This window comes from Streptomyces sp. NPDC094143, assembly GCF_040303825.1.
Classification (GTDB): domain Bacteria; phylum Actinomycetota; class Actinomycetes; order Streptomycetales; family Streptomycetaceae; genus Streptomyces.
Genome location: NZ_JBEOTZ010000025.1, coordinates 85249 through 101036, shown reverse-complemented (window position 1 = coordinate 101036; position 15788 = coordinate 85249). Strand labels below are relative to the sequence as shown.

Genomic DNA, 15788 nt, shown 5'->3' with positions numbered 1-15788 from the left:
CCATGGGAGCGGACCATCAGATCGTCTTCTTCGTGCGGGAGTCGGCGGCGCCGGAGCCGGAGCGGCGCGCCGCGGCGCTGAAGGGCCTGGGGAGGCGGGGCTGGGCCGCCCACGTCCCCGTCCTCACCGAGGCGGCCGCCGACCCCGAGCCCTCCGTACGCGCGGCCGCCGCCCGGGCTCTGGGCCGGCTCGGCATTCCGGAGGCGGGCCGCGAGGTCCTGCCGCGTCTCATGGGCGACGCCGATCCGGACGTGCGGCGCAGGGCGTGTGTCGCGGCGACCCGGCTCGGGCTCCGAGGACCCGCGGTCGTCGGGGTCTTCGCCCGGCTGCTGTCCGATCCGGACCACCACGTGCGCATCCTCGCCCTGGAGGGACTGGCCGTGCTGGGCGTCCCCGGGGACGCCGCGGCCCTCGTCGCTCTCCTCGGCGACCCCGACCCCGCCGTATGGGGGCGGGCCGGCAGTCTGCTGTACGTCTGCGAGGACGACGAGGACGTGCGCGCGGAAGTGATCCGCACGGCCCGCCAGGGCCGGGGCGCCGCCCGCGCCCGGGTCCTGGAACGGCTGCCGCGGCAGTGCACCGAGCCGCTTCTCGACTCGCTGCTCGACGGCCTGCACGATCCGTCCCCGCAGGTCCGCCTGCAAGCCGCCCGGCGCTTGTGCCACGTGGAACAACGACAGCTACAGGACACGTTGGCGGCGGCCCTGCGGACCGAGCGGGACCCCCAGGTCGCCGCCGCCCTGCTGAGCGGCCTCGGCGATCAGGCCGACGAGCGCCTGAGCGACGCGGCGGCGCGCTGGCTGCGCGATCCGGTCGCCGGACCGCCGGCGGCGCGCGTGCTGGGCGCCCTGGACCGGGGCCCTGCCGCCACGCACCTGCGCACCGCCCTGGCCGACGAGACCATCCCCGCCCGAACCCGGGCCGCCTGCGCCACCGCGATCGGGGCCGGTGGCCGATGGGACGCGGTGTGGCTGCTGCTGCCCCTCCTGGACGACCCGGACGACGACCTGCGCGCCGGGGTCCTCAACGGACTGGAGCACCTGGTCGACAACGGCCTGCGCCCCTGGGAGCGCCACCCCGTGGCCTGGGCCCTCTCGGCCCACCTGGAGACCGACGCCCGGCACACCTGGCGCACCCGCGACGCGCTCTGGGGCCTCACCCAGGCACTCCCCGCCGTACGGCGGCTGGCGGACACCGCCGGTTCGGGCGAGGTCCGGGCCGCCGCGCTGTCGCTCCTCGACGGCGACGACGCGACCGACGAGCACGTCCGGCACGACGTACGGCGTTTCCTGCGGGGCCTGGACGATCCGCACGAGCCGGTCCGGCACGAAGCCGTGCTCGGACTCCGGCGCTGGGTGGACGCCAACGGATCGTGGCCGCCGGGCGCCGAACCCTCTCGTGACCGGTTGACCGCCCTCACCGCCGATCCCTCACCCCGCCTGCGTGACGCCGCCACCGGACTGCTCGCCGCCCTGGACTCCGGACCCGGCACCGCCCCGTCCGGCCCGGTGTGACGGAGCGCGCCGGCCGTCACCTGGACCGGCGATTTTCGTCCACGTACCGGCGGGGACAGCGTGTCGCCTTCTCGGCCGGTCCAGACTGGGACCATGCGAGTGGTGATCATGACGGCGGGATCGCGTGGAGACGTGGCCCCGTTCACCGGTCTGGGCGCGGGGCTGGCGCGGAGCGGTCACGACGTCACGCTCGCCACCCACGCCGTCTTCGCGCCCCTGACCGACGGTTCCGGGGTGCGGTTCCACCCGACGCCGGTCGACCCGTACGCCCTGTCGCACTCCGATCGCGGTCGCGGTCTGCACGCCAGCCGTACCGGGCCCGGCAAGCTGCTGCGGGCGGCGTCGATGGCCCGGTCGGCGGCGGAGGAGATGACCGACGCCCTCGTCCAGGCGGCCCGGAGCGCCGACGTCGTCCTGGCCGCCGGTGCCGTGGCACCCCTGGGCCGTGCCATCGCCGAGGGGCTGGGATTGCCCAGCCTCGGCGTGTTCCTGCAACCCCAGCATCCGACCAGGGACTTCGGCGCCCCCATGCTGGGCGGACGCTCACTCGGCAGCGTCGCCAACCACCTGGGCGGACGGGCCGTCGCCGCCGCCGTCGACCGGGTCCACACCCGGGCCATGGACCGGCTGCGCACCCGGCACGGCATGATCCTGCGCGGCCCGGCAGCGCTCCGCCGGGCCCAGGAGCGGGCCCACTGGCCCGTGCTGCACGGATTCAGTGAACTGGTGGTGCCCCGCCCCCGGGACTGGCGGCCCGGACTCGACCTGGCCGGGTACTGGTGGCCGTACGACACGCGGCCACTGCCCGCGGAAGTGGAGGAGTTCCTCGCCGCCGGCCCCGCGCCGGTCTTCGTCGGGCTGGGCAGCGCGACGGTGCCGGACCCCGAGCGCGTCAGTGCCGAGATCGTGCGCGCCCTGCGCGCGGCGGGGCTGCGCGGGGTGATCCAGCGGGGGTGGGCCGATCTCGGCGCACGGACCGACGACGTCCTCACCGTCGGGGACGTGCCGCACGCCCTGCTGTTCCCCCGCACGGCAGCGGTGGTGCACCACGCGGGCGCCGGGACCACGGCCGCCGTCCTGCGCGCGGGCGTCCCCACCGTGCCGGTGCCCGTGCAGTTCGACGGCGGTTTCTGGGCGGCGCGCCTGGTGGCCCTCGGCACCGCGCCGTGCGCGGTGCCGCTGCGGAACCTCACCGCCGACGCCCTCGCCTGCGCCCTGCGCCGCGCCACGGGCGACGCCCGTCACCGCGCCCGCGCCCGGGAGCTGTCGCGGCGGCTGGCCGAGGAGGACGGCGTGGCAGCGGTCCTGGCGGCTTTGGACAGGCCGCCGTCGTGACCCCGCGCTCGGGACACCGCACACCGGCCGGTCACACCGGCCGCCCTCCGGCTGTGCCCACGGTCATCCGGAAGTCGCGGATCGAGACCGCCGCCACGGTTCCCCGCCCGTCGAGGCAGGACAGCGGGCCGCCGGGCCCAACCGTCATCCGCGCCCGCCCCAGCCGGGCGCGCCCCGAGAGCCTCAGCGGCACTTCGCACGTCCCGTGCACGGGATGCGGCTGCAGCAGCCGGCCGCGCACGGGCAGGCGGCCCGGCAAGGGCAGCAGGTCCCGGTGCAGCCCGGTCACCACCGGATCGGGGCCGGGGCCGCCCTCCTCCACGACCAGGCGCGTACTCACCGCGGCCCGGCCGGGGCGCGACGAGGGCCGGGTCGCGGGGCCGAAGACGAAGGAGCCGAGCTTCTTGGGGATGCCCCACAGCGTGCGGCCGCCGGCCAGCGAGCGCGGGTCGTCCACCCACGCCTCGACCGCGCACGCCGCAGGGCCCCGCCGGTCCCGCACCGCCAGGGCCACCAGCAGTTCCCGGTAGGCCAGCGTCCCGCCCGGCCGGTAGTCCACCCAGAACGTGACCACCAGGCAGGACCGGCCCAGCCGCAGCGGACGGGCCCCGGCCGGCAGCCGCCAGTCGGGCACCTCACGCCGCGGCACCCGCCAGAGCGCCGTGAACATCTCGCCCCGCAGATGCCATGGCTCCGGTGGAAACGGCTGGGCCACGGCGGTGCCTCCCCTCGCTCGCCGGCCTTCCCGGCCCCGTACGGGTACCCGCCACCGGTCAACCCGAGCGGGGACGACGCCGCCCGAGCACGATCGCGAGCGGAGCGGCCGTGAAGACCGACGAGTACGTACCGACGGCGACGCCGATGAGCAGCGCCAGGGCGAAGTCGGTGAGGGAGGACCCGCCGAGCACGGCGAGGGCGGTGAGGACCAGTGCGGCGCCCATGCCGGTGTTGACCGTGCGGGGGAGGGTCTGCAGGACGGCCGGATTGACCAGGTCGGGCCAGGGTTTGTCCCGGTGGCGCCCGGCCAGTTCCCGGACACGGTCGAAGAGGATCACCGAGTCGTTGACCGAGTAGCCCACGACGGTGAGCAGGGCCGCGAGGAACACCCCGTCCAGGGGCTTGCCCAGCCAGGCGAAGACGCCGACGAGGATGACCACGTCGTGGGTGAGTGCGGTCACCGCGGCGGTGCCGAACACCCAGCGGAAACGGACCGCGAGATACAGCAGTTGCGCGCCCAGGGCGACGGCGAGGGCGACCAGGGCGTTGCGGCGCAGTTCGTCGCCGAGGCTGGGGCCGACGAGTTCGTCGCGGACCTTCACCGCCTCGCCGGCCAGCTCCCGCACGGCCCCGGTGACCTCCGCCTCCCGCGCGTTGCTCATCGGCTCCGTCCGCACCGTCAGGCCCGTGGCACCGGAGGACTGCACGACGGCCCGGGGGAACCCGGCGTCGGCGAGGGCGGTGCGGACCCGGTCGGCGTCGACGGGGGAGTTCGTCGCGTACTCGATGAGGCGGCCCCCGGTGAACTCCACGCCGAGGTCCACCCCGCGTACGACGGTGCCCGCCCCGGCCAGGACCAGCACGGCGGCGCAGGTGGCGAGCCAGCGGCGCGGGCGGCGCATCAGCTGCGGGTCGCGCCGGGTGAGGTGGGCGCGGACGGCACCCGTGGTCGCGATGCCGGTCAGCGCGGGGGAGCGGCGGACCCGGGGGCGGCTCGCGGCGAACTCGGCGAGCACCCGGGTGATCACCAGGGAGCTGAACATGGAGGCGAGCAGCCCGATGCCGAGGGTGACCCCGAAGCCCCGCACCGGCCCGGAGGCCAGGAAGAACAGCAGCGCGGCCGCGATCAGCGTGGTGATGTTGGAGTCGGCGATCGCGCTGAAGGCGTTGCGGAACCCGGCGGCGAGGGCCGAGCGGGCACTGGGGCGCCGACCGGCCGTGTACTCCTCTCGGGCCCGTTCGAAGACCAGCACGTTGGCGTCCACGGCCATCCCGATCGCCAGGACGAAACCGGCCAGGCCCGGCAGGGTGAGGGCGGCGCCGAGCGCGGCCAGGGCGGCGTAGGAGACGAGGCCGTAGCAGGCCAGGGCGAGCACGGCGAGCAGGCCCATCAGCCGGTAGACGACGATGACGTACAGCGCGGTCAGTGTCGTGCCGATGGCGGCGGCCCAGGCGCTCGCGGTGACGGCCTGCGCGCCGAGGGTGGGGCCGACGGTGCGCTGCTCGACGGTCTCGACGGGCACGGGCAGGGCTCCGCCGTTGATGAGCAGGGACAGCTCACGGGCCTGCGCCGGAGCGAAGGAGCCCGTGATCTGCGTGGCGCCGTCGCGGATGCCGCCGCCGCAGGCGACGGACGGGTCGACCTGCGGGGAGGAGACGACCTTGTCGTCGAGGACGATGGCGATCCGCCGCGCGGGGTCTCCCGCCGGGTGGCAGGCGGCCTCGCCGGTCAGGCGGGCCCAGCGGTCGCGGCCCGCGCCCTCGAAGTCCACGGTGACGTGCCAACCCGCGCCGCCCCGGTCGTCGAAGCGGGCGGCGGCCTCCCCGACGTGCTCGCCGGTCAGGGCCGCGGGCCCGAGGCGCAGCGGTGTGCCGGACTCGTCGGGCAGGGTGCGGGAGGCGTCGTCCCCGGCCGCGGACACGGGGTGGAAGGTGAGCTGCGCGGTGCGGCCCAGGACGTCGGCGGCCCTGCGCGGGTCCTGCACTCCGGGCAGTTCGGCGATGATCCGGTTCTCACCGGAGCGGACGAGGGTGGGTTCGGCGATGCCGAGCGCGTCGATGCGGCCGCGCAGCACCTCCAGGGTGCGGTCGGTGGCCTCACGGCCGGCCTCGGCGGCCGGGGTGGAGCGGGTCTCCAGCACGATCTGCGTACCGCCGCGCAGATCCAGCCCCAGGCGGACCGGCACGGTGACGGCGATGTACAGCGATACGGCGAGCAGGGCGAGGGCCAGCAGGGCCCTCACCCGGGCGGAACGGGTCACGACAAGCCTCCGGCGGGCGCACCCGGGCACGGAGGATGCGGCCGGGCGCTGTCAGGAAGAAGGGAAGGGAGCGTCGGGTGCCGGACGATGCGGAGGTGCCCGTTCCAGGTCGGGGGAGAGCGGTGGTCGTGCGCAGGCGAGGGGCGGGTCCGGTGCGGCAGGCCGCGCCCCGGCGCCCGCGGGCGCGACGGCCGTGCGCCGCGCGCCGCCGGCCGGATGGCAGCGCGGGGCCGGGTGCTCGCCCTGCGACTCCTGGCGGGCCGCCACCCGGGCCGCGCAGCCGCCGTCGCAACCCTCGTCGACGTGTGTCCCGGACTCCGGGGGCCCGCCCGCTGCCGCCGCCGGGTCGGGCGCAGGGGCAGGCGTCGGGTCGGCCGACGCACCGGCCGTTGGGTCGGCCGTCGGGTCAGGCGTCGAGCTGGGCGTCGGGTCGGTCGTCGGGCCGGACGCCTGGTGGGCCGTCGGGACGGGTGGGGACCCCGCGGTGAACGCGGTCAGCAGGGTCAGGGCGACGGCCGTCAGGAGCGCGACGAGGAAGGCCCGGGAGCGCCACCGGGAGGTGTGTGCCACCTTCAGGGTTCGATCAGCCCGGCGCGGATCGCGTAGCGGGTGAGCTCCAGGCGGTCGCGCAGGCCGAGCTTGTGCAGCAGGTTGGCGCGGTGCCGCTGCACCGTCTTGATGCTGATGAACAGCAGGTCGGCGATCTCCTTGGACGAGTGCCCCTCGGCCACCAGCTTCAGGACCTCCTCCTCGCGCGGGGTGAGCACCTGGTCGGGGGTCTCCTCGCCGTGGCGCGCCCGGTCGAGGTAGTTGCGGATCAGCGCCGTGACCGCGCCCGGGTACAGGAAGGGCTCGTCCCGGACGGCGGCCCGGCACGCGGCGACCAGGTCGCGGTCGGCGACGGACTTCAGCACATAGCCGCAGGCCCCGGCTTTGAGGGCCTGGAAGAAGTACTGCTCGTTGTCGTGCATGGTGAGCATCAGGATCCGCAGCCCCGGCTTGCGGGCGGCCAGCTCACGGGCGGCCTGCAAGCCGGTCAGGCGTGGCATGGAGATGTCGAGCACGGCCAGGTCGACCTCATGCGTCCGGGCCAGCTCGACGGCCTCTGCGCCGTCACCGGCCTCGGCGACCACGTTCAGGTCCGGTTCCTGCTGGAGGATGAGCCGCACACCGCGCCGGACCAGGGAGTGGTCGTCGGCGAGCAGGATCCGGATCGTGCCGGTCCGCGTCTCGGGCGTGATCGTGTCGGGCATGGTCAGAGCTGCTTCCTGGGAACGGGGGCGGTGAGCTGGACGCTGGTGCCGGCGGGCGGTGCCGGGGTGATGTCGAGGCTGCCGCCGATCAGCAGGGCCCGCTCGCGCATCCCGCGCATGCCGGCGCCCTCGCGGGGTGCCGGGATGCCCCGGCCGTCGTCGGTGACGGTCAGCACCACGCGATCGTCGGCGTGGCGCAGGGCGACGGTGACGCGTTCGGCGTCCGCGTGGCGGGCGGCGTTGGTCAGGGACTCCTGGGCGACGCGGTAGAGCACCAGTTCCGTCTCCGGCGTCAAGGCGGGCAGGTCCGTGTCGAAGCGGCGGGTGACCTGCATCCGGGTGTGGGTGGCGAAGTCCTCGGTGAGCGAGGTGATCGCGCTGACCAGGCCCAGGTCGTCCAGCACCCCCGGGCGCAGCCGGCGCACCAGGCGGCGGACCTCGTCCAGGGACTGCCGGGTGATCTCCTGCACCTCGTGCAGCTCCTCGCGCAGCCGCGGGGGCGCCTCGTCCGCGCTGTGCTTGAGGCCCAGCAGGATCGCGGTCATGCTCTGCCCGACCTCGTCGTGCAGCTCCTGCGCGATACGGCGGCGCTCGGCCTCCTGCGCCAGCAGGGCCCGGGCGCTGCTGGTGGCCCGCTCCTGCTCCAGCCGCTCCAGCATCGCGTTGAAGGTACGGATCACCTCCGGGACCTCGCCGCCGCCCGACACGGGCAGGCGCTGACCCGGGCGGAGCAGGTCGACCGTGGTCATCAGCCTCCTGAGCCGCACCAGGGGCGCCAGGCCGAGCCGCAGCAGGGCCGCGTTGGCGACCAGCATCACGGCGAGGCCGCCGACCAGGATCACGGCCTCGGTGAGCAGGATCGGCACCGACACCGTCACCGGAGCCCACAGCAGCAGCGCCGTGGCCGCGCCGAGCACCAGGGCGTTGAGGGCGAAGATCCGCCAGAACAGCGACACCGGACCCACGACTCCTCTTCTGACGTGCTCGGACCGCCGCCACCGAGGGGTCCCGGCGCGCCGGACCTCCGGCCGGCCCGCCCGCAGCGACGTGCCGGACGCCGCCGTCGGGGCCGTCGCCGCAGCATGGACCGGACGACGCGGTCCGGACCGGCGCCGCAGCGACAGGCCGACGCGGCCGTGCGGCCCGTTCGCGGCGGTGCCGGTCCGGACCGCGGCGGTGCGGCCCGTCCCTGGCGGTGGGGCCCGTCCCCGGCGGTACGAGGTGCCTCGGCGTCGAGTCCCGGGTCGGCGGGGTGGCTTCTCCGCCAGCCTTCCCCGTCACCGACTTCGCGTCGATGGGGGTCAGCCCCCATTTCCCCGGGGCGCGCCCTACCCACGACCGGCCGTGTGGGGCGCCCGACCCGGTGGGAATGGGGCCCGCGCCCGATGGGACTTCGCGGCGGATCGGGCCAGGCTGGAGCCCGAGACCACCCAGCGACCCCCAGCCGTTCTGCCGCCGGGCAGCCGAGAAGAGGACGATCATGACCCTGGAGGTTCCCCGGGCCGAGCCCGACCCGCACGAAGCCCGTCAGCGCCTGGAGCACGCCCGCACTTCGCGGCTGGCGCAGCTGCGGGCCCTCGACGAGAGCGGTCCGGCTCCGGACGACTACCTGCTGTCCGAGCAGAGGACCGCGATGCGGCGGGTCCTCAAGGAGATCGACGAGGCCTTCGGGCGTGTCGAGCAGGGGACTTACGGCACTTGCCTGGGCTGCCGCAAGCCCATTCCCGCGGAACGGCTGGAGATCCTCCCCTACACCCGACACTGCGTCGCCTGCCGGCGCCGCGCCGTCTGACCGCCCTCCCGTTCCGATCGCCTGCGTCCTGCTCAGGAAGAAGGGGTGACGTGGTGAACCAGCAGACCGCCGCCAGGAGCGCGCCGCACCTGTCGGCCGAGGACCTCGCCGCTCTCCGCGAGAACCTGCGCGAGCAGCGCCTGTTCCGCCGGGAGCAGCTGCGCCGGCTCGCCGGCCCGGTCGCCTCCCGCGCCGAGGACCGGTGCGGCCAGCGGGCCTCCGCGCAGCTGGAGGTCAGCGTCAAGCTGGCCGCCTCGGCCCGTATGGTCCTCGCCGACGTCGAAGCGGCCCTCGCCCGCATGGACGCGGGTGTGTACGGCTCCTGCGGCCGCTGCCGGCGCCCCCTCGACCGGGAGCGCCTGATGATCGTGCCGCAGGCCCGCTACTGCGCCCGCTGCCAGCGGGCCGGGGGCACCGCACGCTGAGTGGCCGGGCGCCGCCCCCGGTGCGAGGCCCTGGCCCTGACACCTGTCAGGGACCAGAGCCTCGCCGGCTTGCCTAGAGTGCGGGGCGCCAGGGGCGGGATTCCTCCCGCGAGCCACCCGGCACGGCATCGAAAGGACGGCCATGCGCAAGACGACCGCGGCACTCGCCGCCGCTGGAGCACTCGCCCTCGTGGTCACCACCGCACAGAGCGCCGCCGCCGACGGGCACGGCCGCGGGTGGTACGGCGTCTGGGCGGACGGGGTCAACGTCCGTGACATCAACGAGGGCAACTGCATCCACGCCCCGAGCACCGCGAACTGCCCGACGGTCATCGGCCAGATCAACTCCTGGGACGAGGTCCTGGTGTACTGCCAGATCCCGGGCCAGTCGGTCGGCGGCAACCCGTACTGGCTGATGGTCGCGCCGCGCGGCTGGACCAAGTACGGGATCATGTCGAGCTACTACGTGGAGAACAACACCAACTGGATCGACGGCGTGCCCGGCATCAACGGCTGCGTGATCTGAGGCCCGGCGCACCGGCTCGGCCGGCCGGCGGCGGCTCACGATCCCGCGCCGGCCAGGTCCCACCCCGCCGTCCGGCCGCCGGGAGCGGTGTCCCAGGGGCGGGGGCCGGTGCCGTCCGTCCAGGCCCGCAGGGCCTCCCCGTCCACGCACACGATGCCGCACTGCTCGGCGTACTCCTCCGCGGGCGCGGTGAAGTCGCTCGTGGTGACCAGTGCGGCGACGTCGGCCTCGTGGACGGTGAAGCAGGTGCCGCCGAAGCGCTGCAGGTCCTGGGAGCCGACTCGATGGGAGGTGGCGTAGTACTTGCACTGGATGACGATCCGCCGCCCGTCGGGGGTGAGGGCCACGACGTCGGCGCCCAGGTCCCCGGCGCCGCCCACGACCTCGACGGCGGAGCAGCCGTCGCGTTCGCAGAGGGCGGCGACGGCCTCCTCGAACTCCTCGGGCGTCAGCGCCTCGTAGTCGGTGACGGTCTCCAACTCCACGGGAGCCGGGGGGCCGTGCTCGGTGACGGTCTCGAACTCCGCGGCCACCAGGACCCCCTGATCGGCGATGACCTCGACCGCAGGGTGATCGGCAGGCGCTTGCCGGGCGTCGAGCTCGTCGGCCGCCTCCCGCGCCGCCTTGTCCAGCGCCGCCGCCGCCCGGCGCGCCGCTCTCGCCACGTGCACCCGGCGCCTCAGTCCCATGCATGCCGCGACACCCAGCACGGCCAGGACGAACATCCAGGCGGGCCGCCGCTCGACGGCGTCCGCGACCATGCGTGCCGTGAGGCCGAGGACGCACAGGACCACCGCGAGGAACACGAAGAACAGCGCGGTCGAGCGGAGGTCGAAGCGGCGCCGGCGGTTCGCCGGTGGTATCGGACGCGTGGGTGCGGTCACGGTGTGCCCCCCTCAGGGATCGATGGAAGATCGTTTCCACCGTCTTCCCAAGATCGGGATCCGATCTCATACGGAGCGCTTCGAAATCGCCAAAAGCCGACCGGAAGTTGTATGGACCACCGTCATGCCTTGAACACGCCTGATCGATTCTGCTTGGGTGGCGAACCAAAGGGGGGCGGTCCGGTCCCGGGCCCGCGATGGTCACACCCTTCATGCAGACCAGGGGAAGGCGCATGAAGTACTTCCGTCTGCTCGTCCTGGGCAACGGCATCTCGGCGTACGGCAGTTACCTGAACATGGTGGCGCTGAACGTCTTCGTCTACGACGCCACCGGCAGCGCGCTCGCCGCGGGCCTCTTCATGGCCGTGCGCCTGGCGACCAGCGTCGTCTCGGGCTGGATCAGCGGACGGCTCGTCTCGGTCCACGACCGCAAGCGCCTGATGGTCGGCGCCGATCTGTGCCAGGCCGTGGCCCTGCTGAGCCTGCTGCTCGCCCCGGACGGTGTGCGCCCCGGACTGCTCTACGTCCTGGCCGTGGTGACGGGCGGCTGCTCGACGCTCTCCCAGGTCGCCCTGCGCAGCAGCATCCCCGAGATCGTCGGGGCGGAGCACCGGGTCCGGGCCAACGGGCTCCTGGTCACGGGGCGTTCCCTCGCCATGATCGCCGGCTTCGCCTCCTCGGGCGTGGTCGTGGCCCAACTCGGCTACTCCGCCGCGTTCGCCCTGGACGCGGCGACCTTCCTGGTCTCCGCCACCGTGCTGTTCCTGCTTCCCGTGCGCACCCGGGCGGCCGAGGACCCGCAGGGCGGCGGCTCCGCACCCGCCGCCGGACCCCCGCGCTGGACGGTGCGGATGCTGCTGGCCACGGCCCCGCTGCTGATGGCGATGATCGCGGTCCGGGCCGTGGACGGGCTGGGCTCCTCGTCCCACAACGTGGCCCTGCCTCTCTACTCCAGCAGCCTCGACCCCGACCATCCGGCCACGTTCATCAGCCAGTTCTGGGCCACGTGGGCGCTCGGCAACATCGTCGCCCAGCAGGTGATCGGGCGCGTCACGAAGAAGACCGGGCGGACCCCGGGGGAGCGGGCCTTCGCGCTCGGCGCCTGTGTGATGTCGGCCGGGTTCATCGTCGTCTTCAGCGGCCTGCCGACCGTGCCCGCCGTCATCGCCGCGCTCGTCGCCGGAGCCGCCGACGGATTCACCGAGACCGTCTACGTCTCGCGGCTGCAGAACACCCCGGACGAGCAGCGCGGCCGGCTCTTCGGGCTCTCCGCCTCGGCCGAGAACACCGGCTTCGGCCTGGGCATGCTCGTCAGCGGCGCCCTCCTGGAGCGCTTCTCGCCGCTGCAGGTGGTGGCCGCCTTCCACGGCCTCGCCATCGTCCTGTGCGGGGCGCTGTTCCTGCTGCTGACCCTGCGCGTCAGGCAAACGCCCGCTCCGCCGGACCAACCGCCCGGACCTGACCGGCCCGCGGTGACGGAAGGACACGGCCGATGAGCACGCACACTCCCGACCCGCGCATGGCCGTCATCGGCATGGCCTTCCGGCTGCCCGGCGCCGACACGCCCGAGGACCTCTGGCGGATCGTCCGGGACGGCACCGACCGCATCACCCGCTTCACCGACGAGGAACTGGCCGCCGCCGGCGTCCCGGCCGAGGAGTACGGAGCCGAGGACTTCGTCGGGGCCTCCGGCGTCCTCGACGACCTCGCCGGCTTCGACGCCCGGCACTTCGCGATGAGCCCCCACGAGGCCCGGATCACCGACCCCCAGCAGCGCCTGTTCCTGGAATGCGCCCAGCACGCCCTGGAGAACGCGGGCTACCCGTCGGAGCGGAACGGCACCCGGGTCGGCGTCTGGGCCAGCACCGGCTACCACCTGTACACCCTGCAGAACTACCTGCTGAACAACGTCCTGCCCAGCCGGCCCCCGTCCGACTGGCCCACCGGCATGCAGACGATCATCGGCAACTACGCCGACTTCACCGCCACCCGCGTCGCCTACCGCCTGGGCCTGACCGGCCCCGCCGTCAACATCCAGACGGGCTGCTCCAGTTCCCTGGTCGGCGTGCAGGCGGCCGCCCAGGCACTGCTCATGGACGACTGCGACATCGCCCTCGTCGGAGCCACCGCCGTCCACGTGCCGCAGGTCCTGGGCTACCGCTACGTCAAGGGCTCGATCCTGTCCAGGTCGGGCCGTCTCAGGGCCTTCGACGCGGACGCCGACGGCACCGTGGGTGGCACGGGCGTGCTGGCGGTCGTGCTGAAACGGCTGAGCAGGGCCGTCGCCGACGGCGACACCGTGCACGGCGTCGTCCTCGGCTGGGGCATCGCCAACGACGGCGCCGGCAAGACGGCGTACGCCGCCCCCAGCGCCGAAGGGCAGCGCGCCGCCGTCCGGCAGGCCCTGCGGCGGGCCGGCGTCGGCGCGGACACCATCGGCTACCTGGAGACCCACGGCACCGGCACCCTCAAGGGCGACCCGATCGAGTTCGACGGTGCGGCCGGCGCCTATCGCGAGGACACCGACCGCACCGGCTACTGCGCCCTCGGCTCGGTCAAGGCCAACATCGGTCACCTGGACGCCGCTTCCGGACTCGCGGGCCTGGTCAAGGCCCTGCTGGTACTGCGCCACGGCGTGATCCCGCCGATGGCGAACTTCACCCGGCCCAACCCCATGCTCGACCTGGACGGCAGCCCGTTCTACATCCCCCGCACCGCCCGGCCCTGGCCGGCCGGTGACGTGCCGCGCCGGGCGGGCCTCACCTCACTCGGTGTCGGCGGCACCAACGTCCACCTGATCCTCGAACAGGCCCCCGAACCGGCGCCCAGGACCGCCGCGCTCCCGCCTCCGGACGTGCTGCTCGTCTCGGGAAGCAGCCCGCAGGCCCTCGCCGCCAACGCCCGCGCCTTCCGCGACCGGTTACGCCGGCCTCCTGCACCGCACCCGGCGGACCTCGTCACCACCGCCGCCGTCGGGCGCGCCCACGGCCGCCACCGGCTCGCGGCCCGCGGCGCCACCCCGCGGGCCCTCGCCGACGCCCTCGACGCCTGGCTCGCCGGCACCGCCCCAGCGCCCGTCACCTCGGGCACGGCACCGGCGGAGGGCCCGCTGCGCGTGGCGTTCCAGTTCACCGGCCAGGGCAGCCAGTACCCCGGCATGGCAGCCGCCCTGCACGCGCGCTTCCCCGCCGCAGGCGAGGTCCTCGACGTCTGCGAGCGCCACCACCGCGACCTCACGGGCGACTCGCTGCTCGCCGCGCTGACCACCGAGCACCCCCCGGGCGCGCCGGGGGAGAGCCCCGTCGCGGACACCGACATCGCACAGCCCGCGCTGTTCGCCCTGCAGTGCGCCCTCGTCCGGCTGTGGCACGACACGGGCGTCGCGCCGTCCGTCGTGACCGGGCACAGCGTCGGCGAGTACGCGGCGCTGTACGCGGCCGGAGCCCTGTCGCTGGAGGACGGACTGCGCCTCACCACCGCGCGCGGCCGGCTGATGCGGCAGCGTTGCGCGCCGGGCGCGATGGTGGCCGCGCCGCTCGACCGGGCCGCCGCCCTCGCGCTGGCCGCCGAGATCCCCGGACTGGAACCGGCCGTCAGCAACGGAGACCGCGCCCAGGTGCTCGCCGGGCCCGTCGCGGCCGTCGACCGGGCCTGCGCCCTGCTGGACGAGCGCGGCACACCGGGCCGGCGGCTGCCGGTGACCCGCGCCTTCCACACCGCCCTGATGGAACCGATGCTGGAGGAGTTCCGGAAGGCCCTCGGCGAGGTGGAGTTCCGCCCGGTGCGGATCCCGCTCGTCAGCGCCCTGGACGGTGCGACCCGCCCGCCCGGATGGATCCCCGGCACGGACCACTTGCTGCGGCACACCCGCCGGCCCGTCCGCTACGACGAGGCGTTGCGCGGCCTGGCCGGACAACGGCCCGGCCTCCTGCTGGAGATCGGACCGCACACCACCCTCAGCGGCCTGGCCCGCCGTGCGCTGCCCGGCGTACCGGCGGTGCCGTCCCTGCGGCGCGGCGCCGCGCTCGACACGCTCTGGGGCGCGGCCGCGGCACTGCACTGCGCCGGAGCGGACCTCGGCTGGGAGACGCTCCTGGCCGGCAGCGGGGGCAGGCGCGTCCCGCTGCCCGGCTACCGCTTCCAGCACCAGGACCACTGGACCGGGCCGCGGCCGGCGGCCCCCGGCACGGGAACAGCAGCGAGAACAGCGAGAGCAGTGAGAAGGGGAACCGACGTGGTTCAGCAAGAGGCAGTGGTCGCGCGGGTACTGCACAGCATCGTCGAGGCGACCGCCCGGCACCTCGGCGGGGATCCGTCGGCGATCGACAACGACGCGAACTTCTTCGACCTGGGTGCCGACTCGCTGCAGATGATCAGCGTGCTGCGGGAACTGGAGCAGCAGCACCGCGTCAAGGTGACCATGCGGCAGCTGCTGGAGGAGACCGGGACACCGCGGCGGCTCGCGGAGTTCATCGCCGCGCGCACGCCGGACGCCGGGGCCGAGCCACCGCAGTCAGGAGCGGAGCGACCCGGGCCACCACAGGCCACCACCTCATCCGACGCCATGGACCCCGCGTCCTCCGACGCCGTGGACCCCGCGTCCTCCGACGCCGTGGACCCCGCGTCCTTCGACGCCGTGGACCCCGCGTCCTCCGACGCCGTGAACTCCGGTCCCGCTGCCGGACAGGCCCCTCGGCTCGCTCCCGAGCCGGCACCGCCCGCCGCCCCGCCGCTTCCCGAGCCCGCCGCGCCCGCGGCACCGTCGGCTGCCGCGTACCCCCCGGCCCTCACCCCGCCCGCCGCCCCGCTCGTCAAGCCGCCCGTCACGGCGCCGGTTTCCGAGCCCGCGTCGCCGGCCGCGCCGGCTCCCGCGTACGCCACCCGGCAGGAACTGGAGGATCTGGCGCAGAAGATCCAGCAGCTGTCCCAGATACAGCTGCAGATGATGTCCCAGCTCTCCCAGCTTCTCGCGCTCCAGACCGCCGCGGCGACGGCCCAGCTCAACGGCGTCAACGGCCACAACGGCACGGTGGCCAAGTGAGCAGCGGGCTGAACGGCGTGTCCGCCGCCCTGGACCGGGA

The 15788-nt window shown here is 74.8% G+C and carries 13 protein-coding genes; 7 read left to right on the top strand and 6 right to left on the bottom strand.

Features of this window, described 5'->3' with window-relative positions; all coding sequences use genetic code 11:
- The first annotated feature begins 2 nt into the window (after positions 1–2).
- Both ABTZ58_RS27845 and ABTZ58_RS27840 read left to right on the top strand, forming a co-directional pair.
- Positions 3–1514, top strand: a complete 1512-nt coding sequence (locus ABTZ58_RS27845; RefSeq protein WP_351362213.1) for a HEAT repeat domain-containing protein — start codon at positions 3–5, stop codon at positions 1512–1514.
- A 93-nt stretch (positions 1515–1607) separates the two neighbouring features.
- Positions 1608–2849 carry a glycosyltransferase gene (locus ABTZ58_RS27840; RefSeq protein ID WP_351362210.1) on the top strand — a complete coding sequence of 414 codons (1242 nt, stop codon included), beginning with the start codon at positions 1608–1610 and terminating at the stop codon, positions 2847–2849.
- A gap of 31 nt (positions 2850–2880) precedes the next feature.
- Here ABTZ58_RS27840 and ABTZ58_RS27835 read toward each other — a convergent pair whose 3' ends face one another.
- From ABTZ58_RS27835 to ABTZ58_RS27815, 5 genes are read right to left on the bottom strand one after another with little or no spacing between them, the layout of a single operon-like run.
- Positions 2881–3564 (bottom strand): acetoacetate decarboxylase family protein, encoded by a 684-nt coding sequence (locus ABTZ58_RS27835; protein ID WP_351362207.1) that lies wholly within the window; start codon positions 3562–3564, stop codon positions 2881–2883.
- A gap of 58 nt (positions 3565–3622) precedes the next feature.
- Positions 3623–5827, bottom strand: coding sequence for a protein translocase subunit SecD (gene secD, locus ABTZ58_RS27830; RefSeq protein WP_351362204.1), 2205 nt, complete (start codon positions 5825–5827; stop codon positions 3623–3625).
- A gap of 51 nt (positions 5828–5878) precedes the next feature.
- On the bottom strand, positions 5879–6397 hold the full coding sequence (locus ABTZ58_RS27825) for a hypothetical protein (protein WP_351362201.1): 519 nt from the start codon (positions 6395–6397) through the stop codon (positions 5879–5881).
- Between the two features lie 2 nt (positions 6398–6399).
- Positions 6400–7080, bottom strand: a complete 681-nt coding sequence (locus ABTZ58_RS27820) for a response regulator (protein ID WP_351362198.1) — start codon at positions 7078–7080, stop codon at positions 6400–6402.
- A gap of 2 nt (positions 7081–7082) precedes the next feature.
- A complete protein-coding gene (locus ABTZ58_RS27815) occupies positions 7083–8036 on the bottom strand; it encodes a HAMP domain-containing sensor histidine kinase (RefSeq protein ID WP_351362195.1) in 954 nt (317 codons plus the stop codon).
- Positions 8037–8560: 524 nt separating this feature from the next.
- On the opposite strand from ABTZ58_RS27815, the gene ABTZ58_RS27810 reads away from it, so the two are divergent.
- From ABTZ58_RS27810 to ABTZ58_RS27800, 3 genes are all read left to right on the top strand, one after another.
- The gene (locus ABTZ58_RS27810; protein ID WP_351362192.1) at positions 8561–8872 is read left to right on the top strand and encodes a TraR/DksA family transcriptional regulator; all 312 of its coding nucleotides are present in this window, start codon (positions 8561–8563) and stop codon (positions 8870–8872) included.
- A 50-nt stretch (positions 8873–8922) separates the two neighbouring features.
- Positions 8923–9297 (top strand): TraR/DksA family transcriptional regulator, encoded by a 375-nt coding sequence (locus ABTZ58_RS27805; RefSeq protein ID WP_351362189.1) that lies wholly within the window; start codon positions 8923–8925, stop codon positions 9295–9297.
- A 142-nt stretch (positions 9298–9439) separates the two neighbouring features.
- Entirely contained in the window at positions 9440–9823 is a 384-nt protein-coding gene (locus ABTZ58_RS27800; RefSeq protein WP_351362186.1) for a hypothetical protein, read from the top strand.
- A gap of 35 nt (positions 9824–9858) precedes the next feature.
- Here ABTZ58_RS27800 and ABTZ58_RS27795 read toward each other — a convergent pair whose 3' ends face one another.
- The gene (locus tag ABTZ58_RS27795; protein ID WP_351362183.1) at positions 9859–10707 is read right to left on the bottom strand and encodes a restriction endonuclease; all 849 of its coding nucleotides are present in this window, start codon (positions 10705–10707) and stop codon (positions 9859–9861) included.
- A 233-nt stretch (positions 10708–10940) separates the two neighbouring features.
- Between ABTZ58_RS27795 and ABTZ58_RS27790 the strand changes: the two genes are divergently transcribed.
- Together ABTZ58_RS27790 and ABTZ58_RS27785 are read left to right on the top strand one after the other, a co-directional pair.
- Positions 10941–12203 carry an MFS transporter gene (locus tag ABTZ58_RS27790; protein ID WP_351362180.1) on the top strand — a complete coding sequence of 421 codons (1263 nt, stop codon included), beginning with the start codon at positions 10941–10943 and terminating at the stop codon, positions 12201–12203.
- Positions 12200–15748 (top strand): type I polyketide synthase, encoded by a 3549-nt coding sequence (locus ABTZ58_RS27785; RefSeq protein WP_351362177.1) that lies wholly within the window; start codon positions 12200–12202, stop codon positions 15746–15748. The genes ABTZ58_RS27790 and ABTZ58_RS27785 overlap by 4 nt, the downstream gene beginning before the upstream one ends.
- Positions 15749–15788 lie beyond the last annotated feature (40 nt).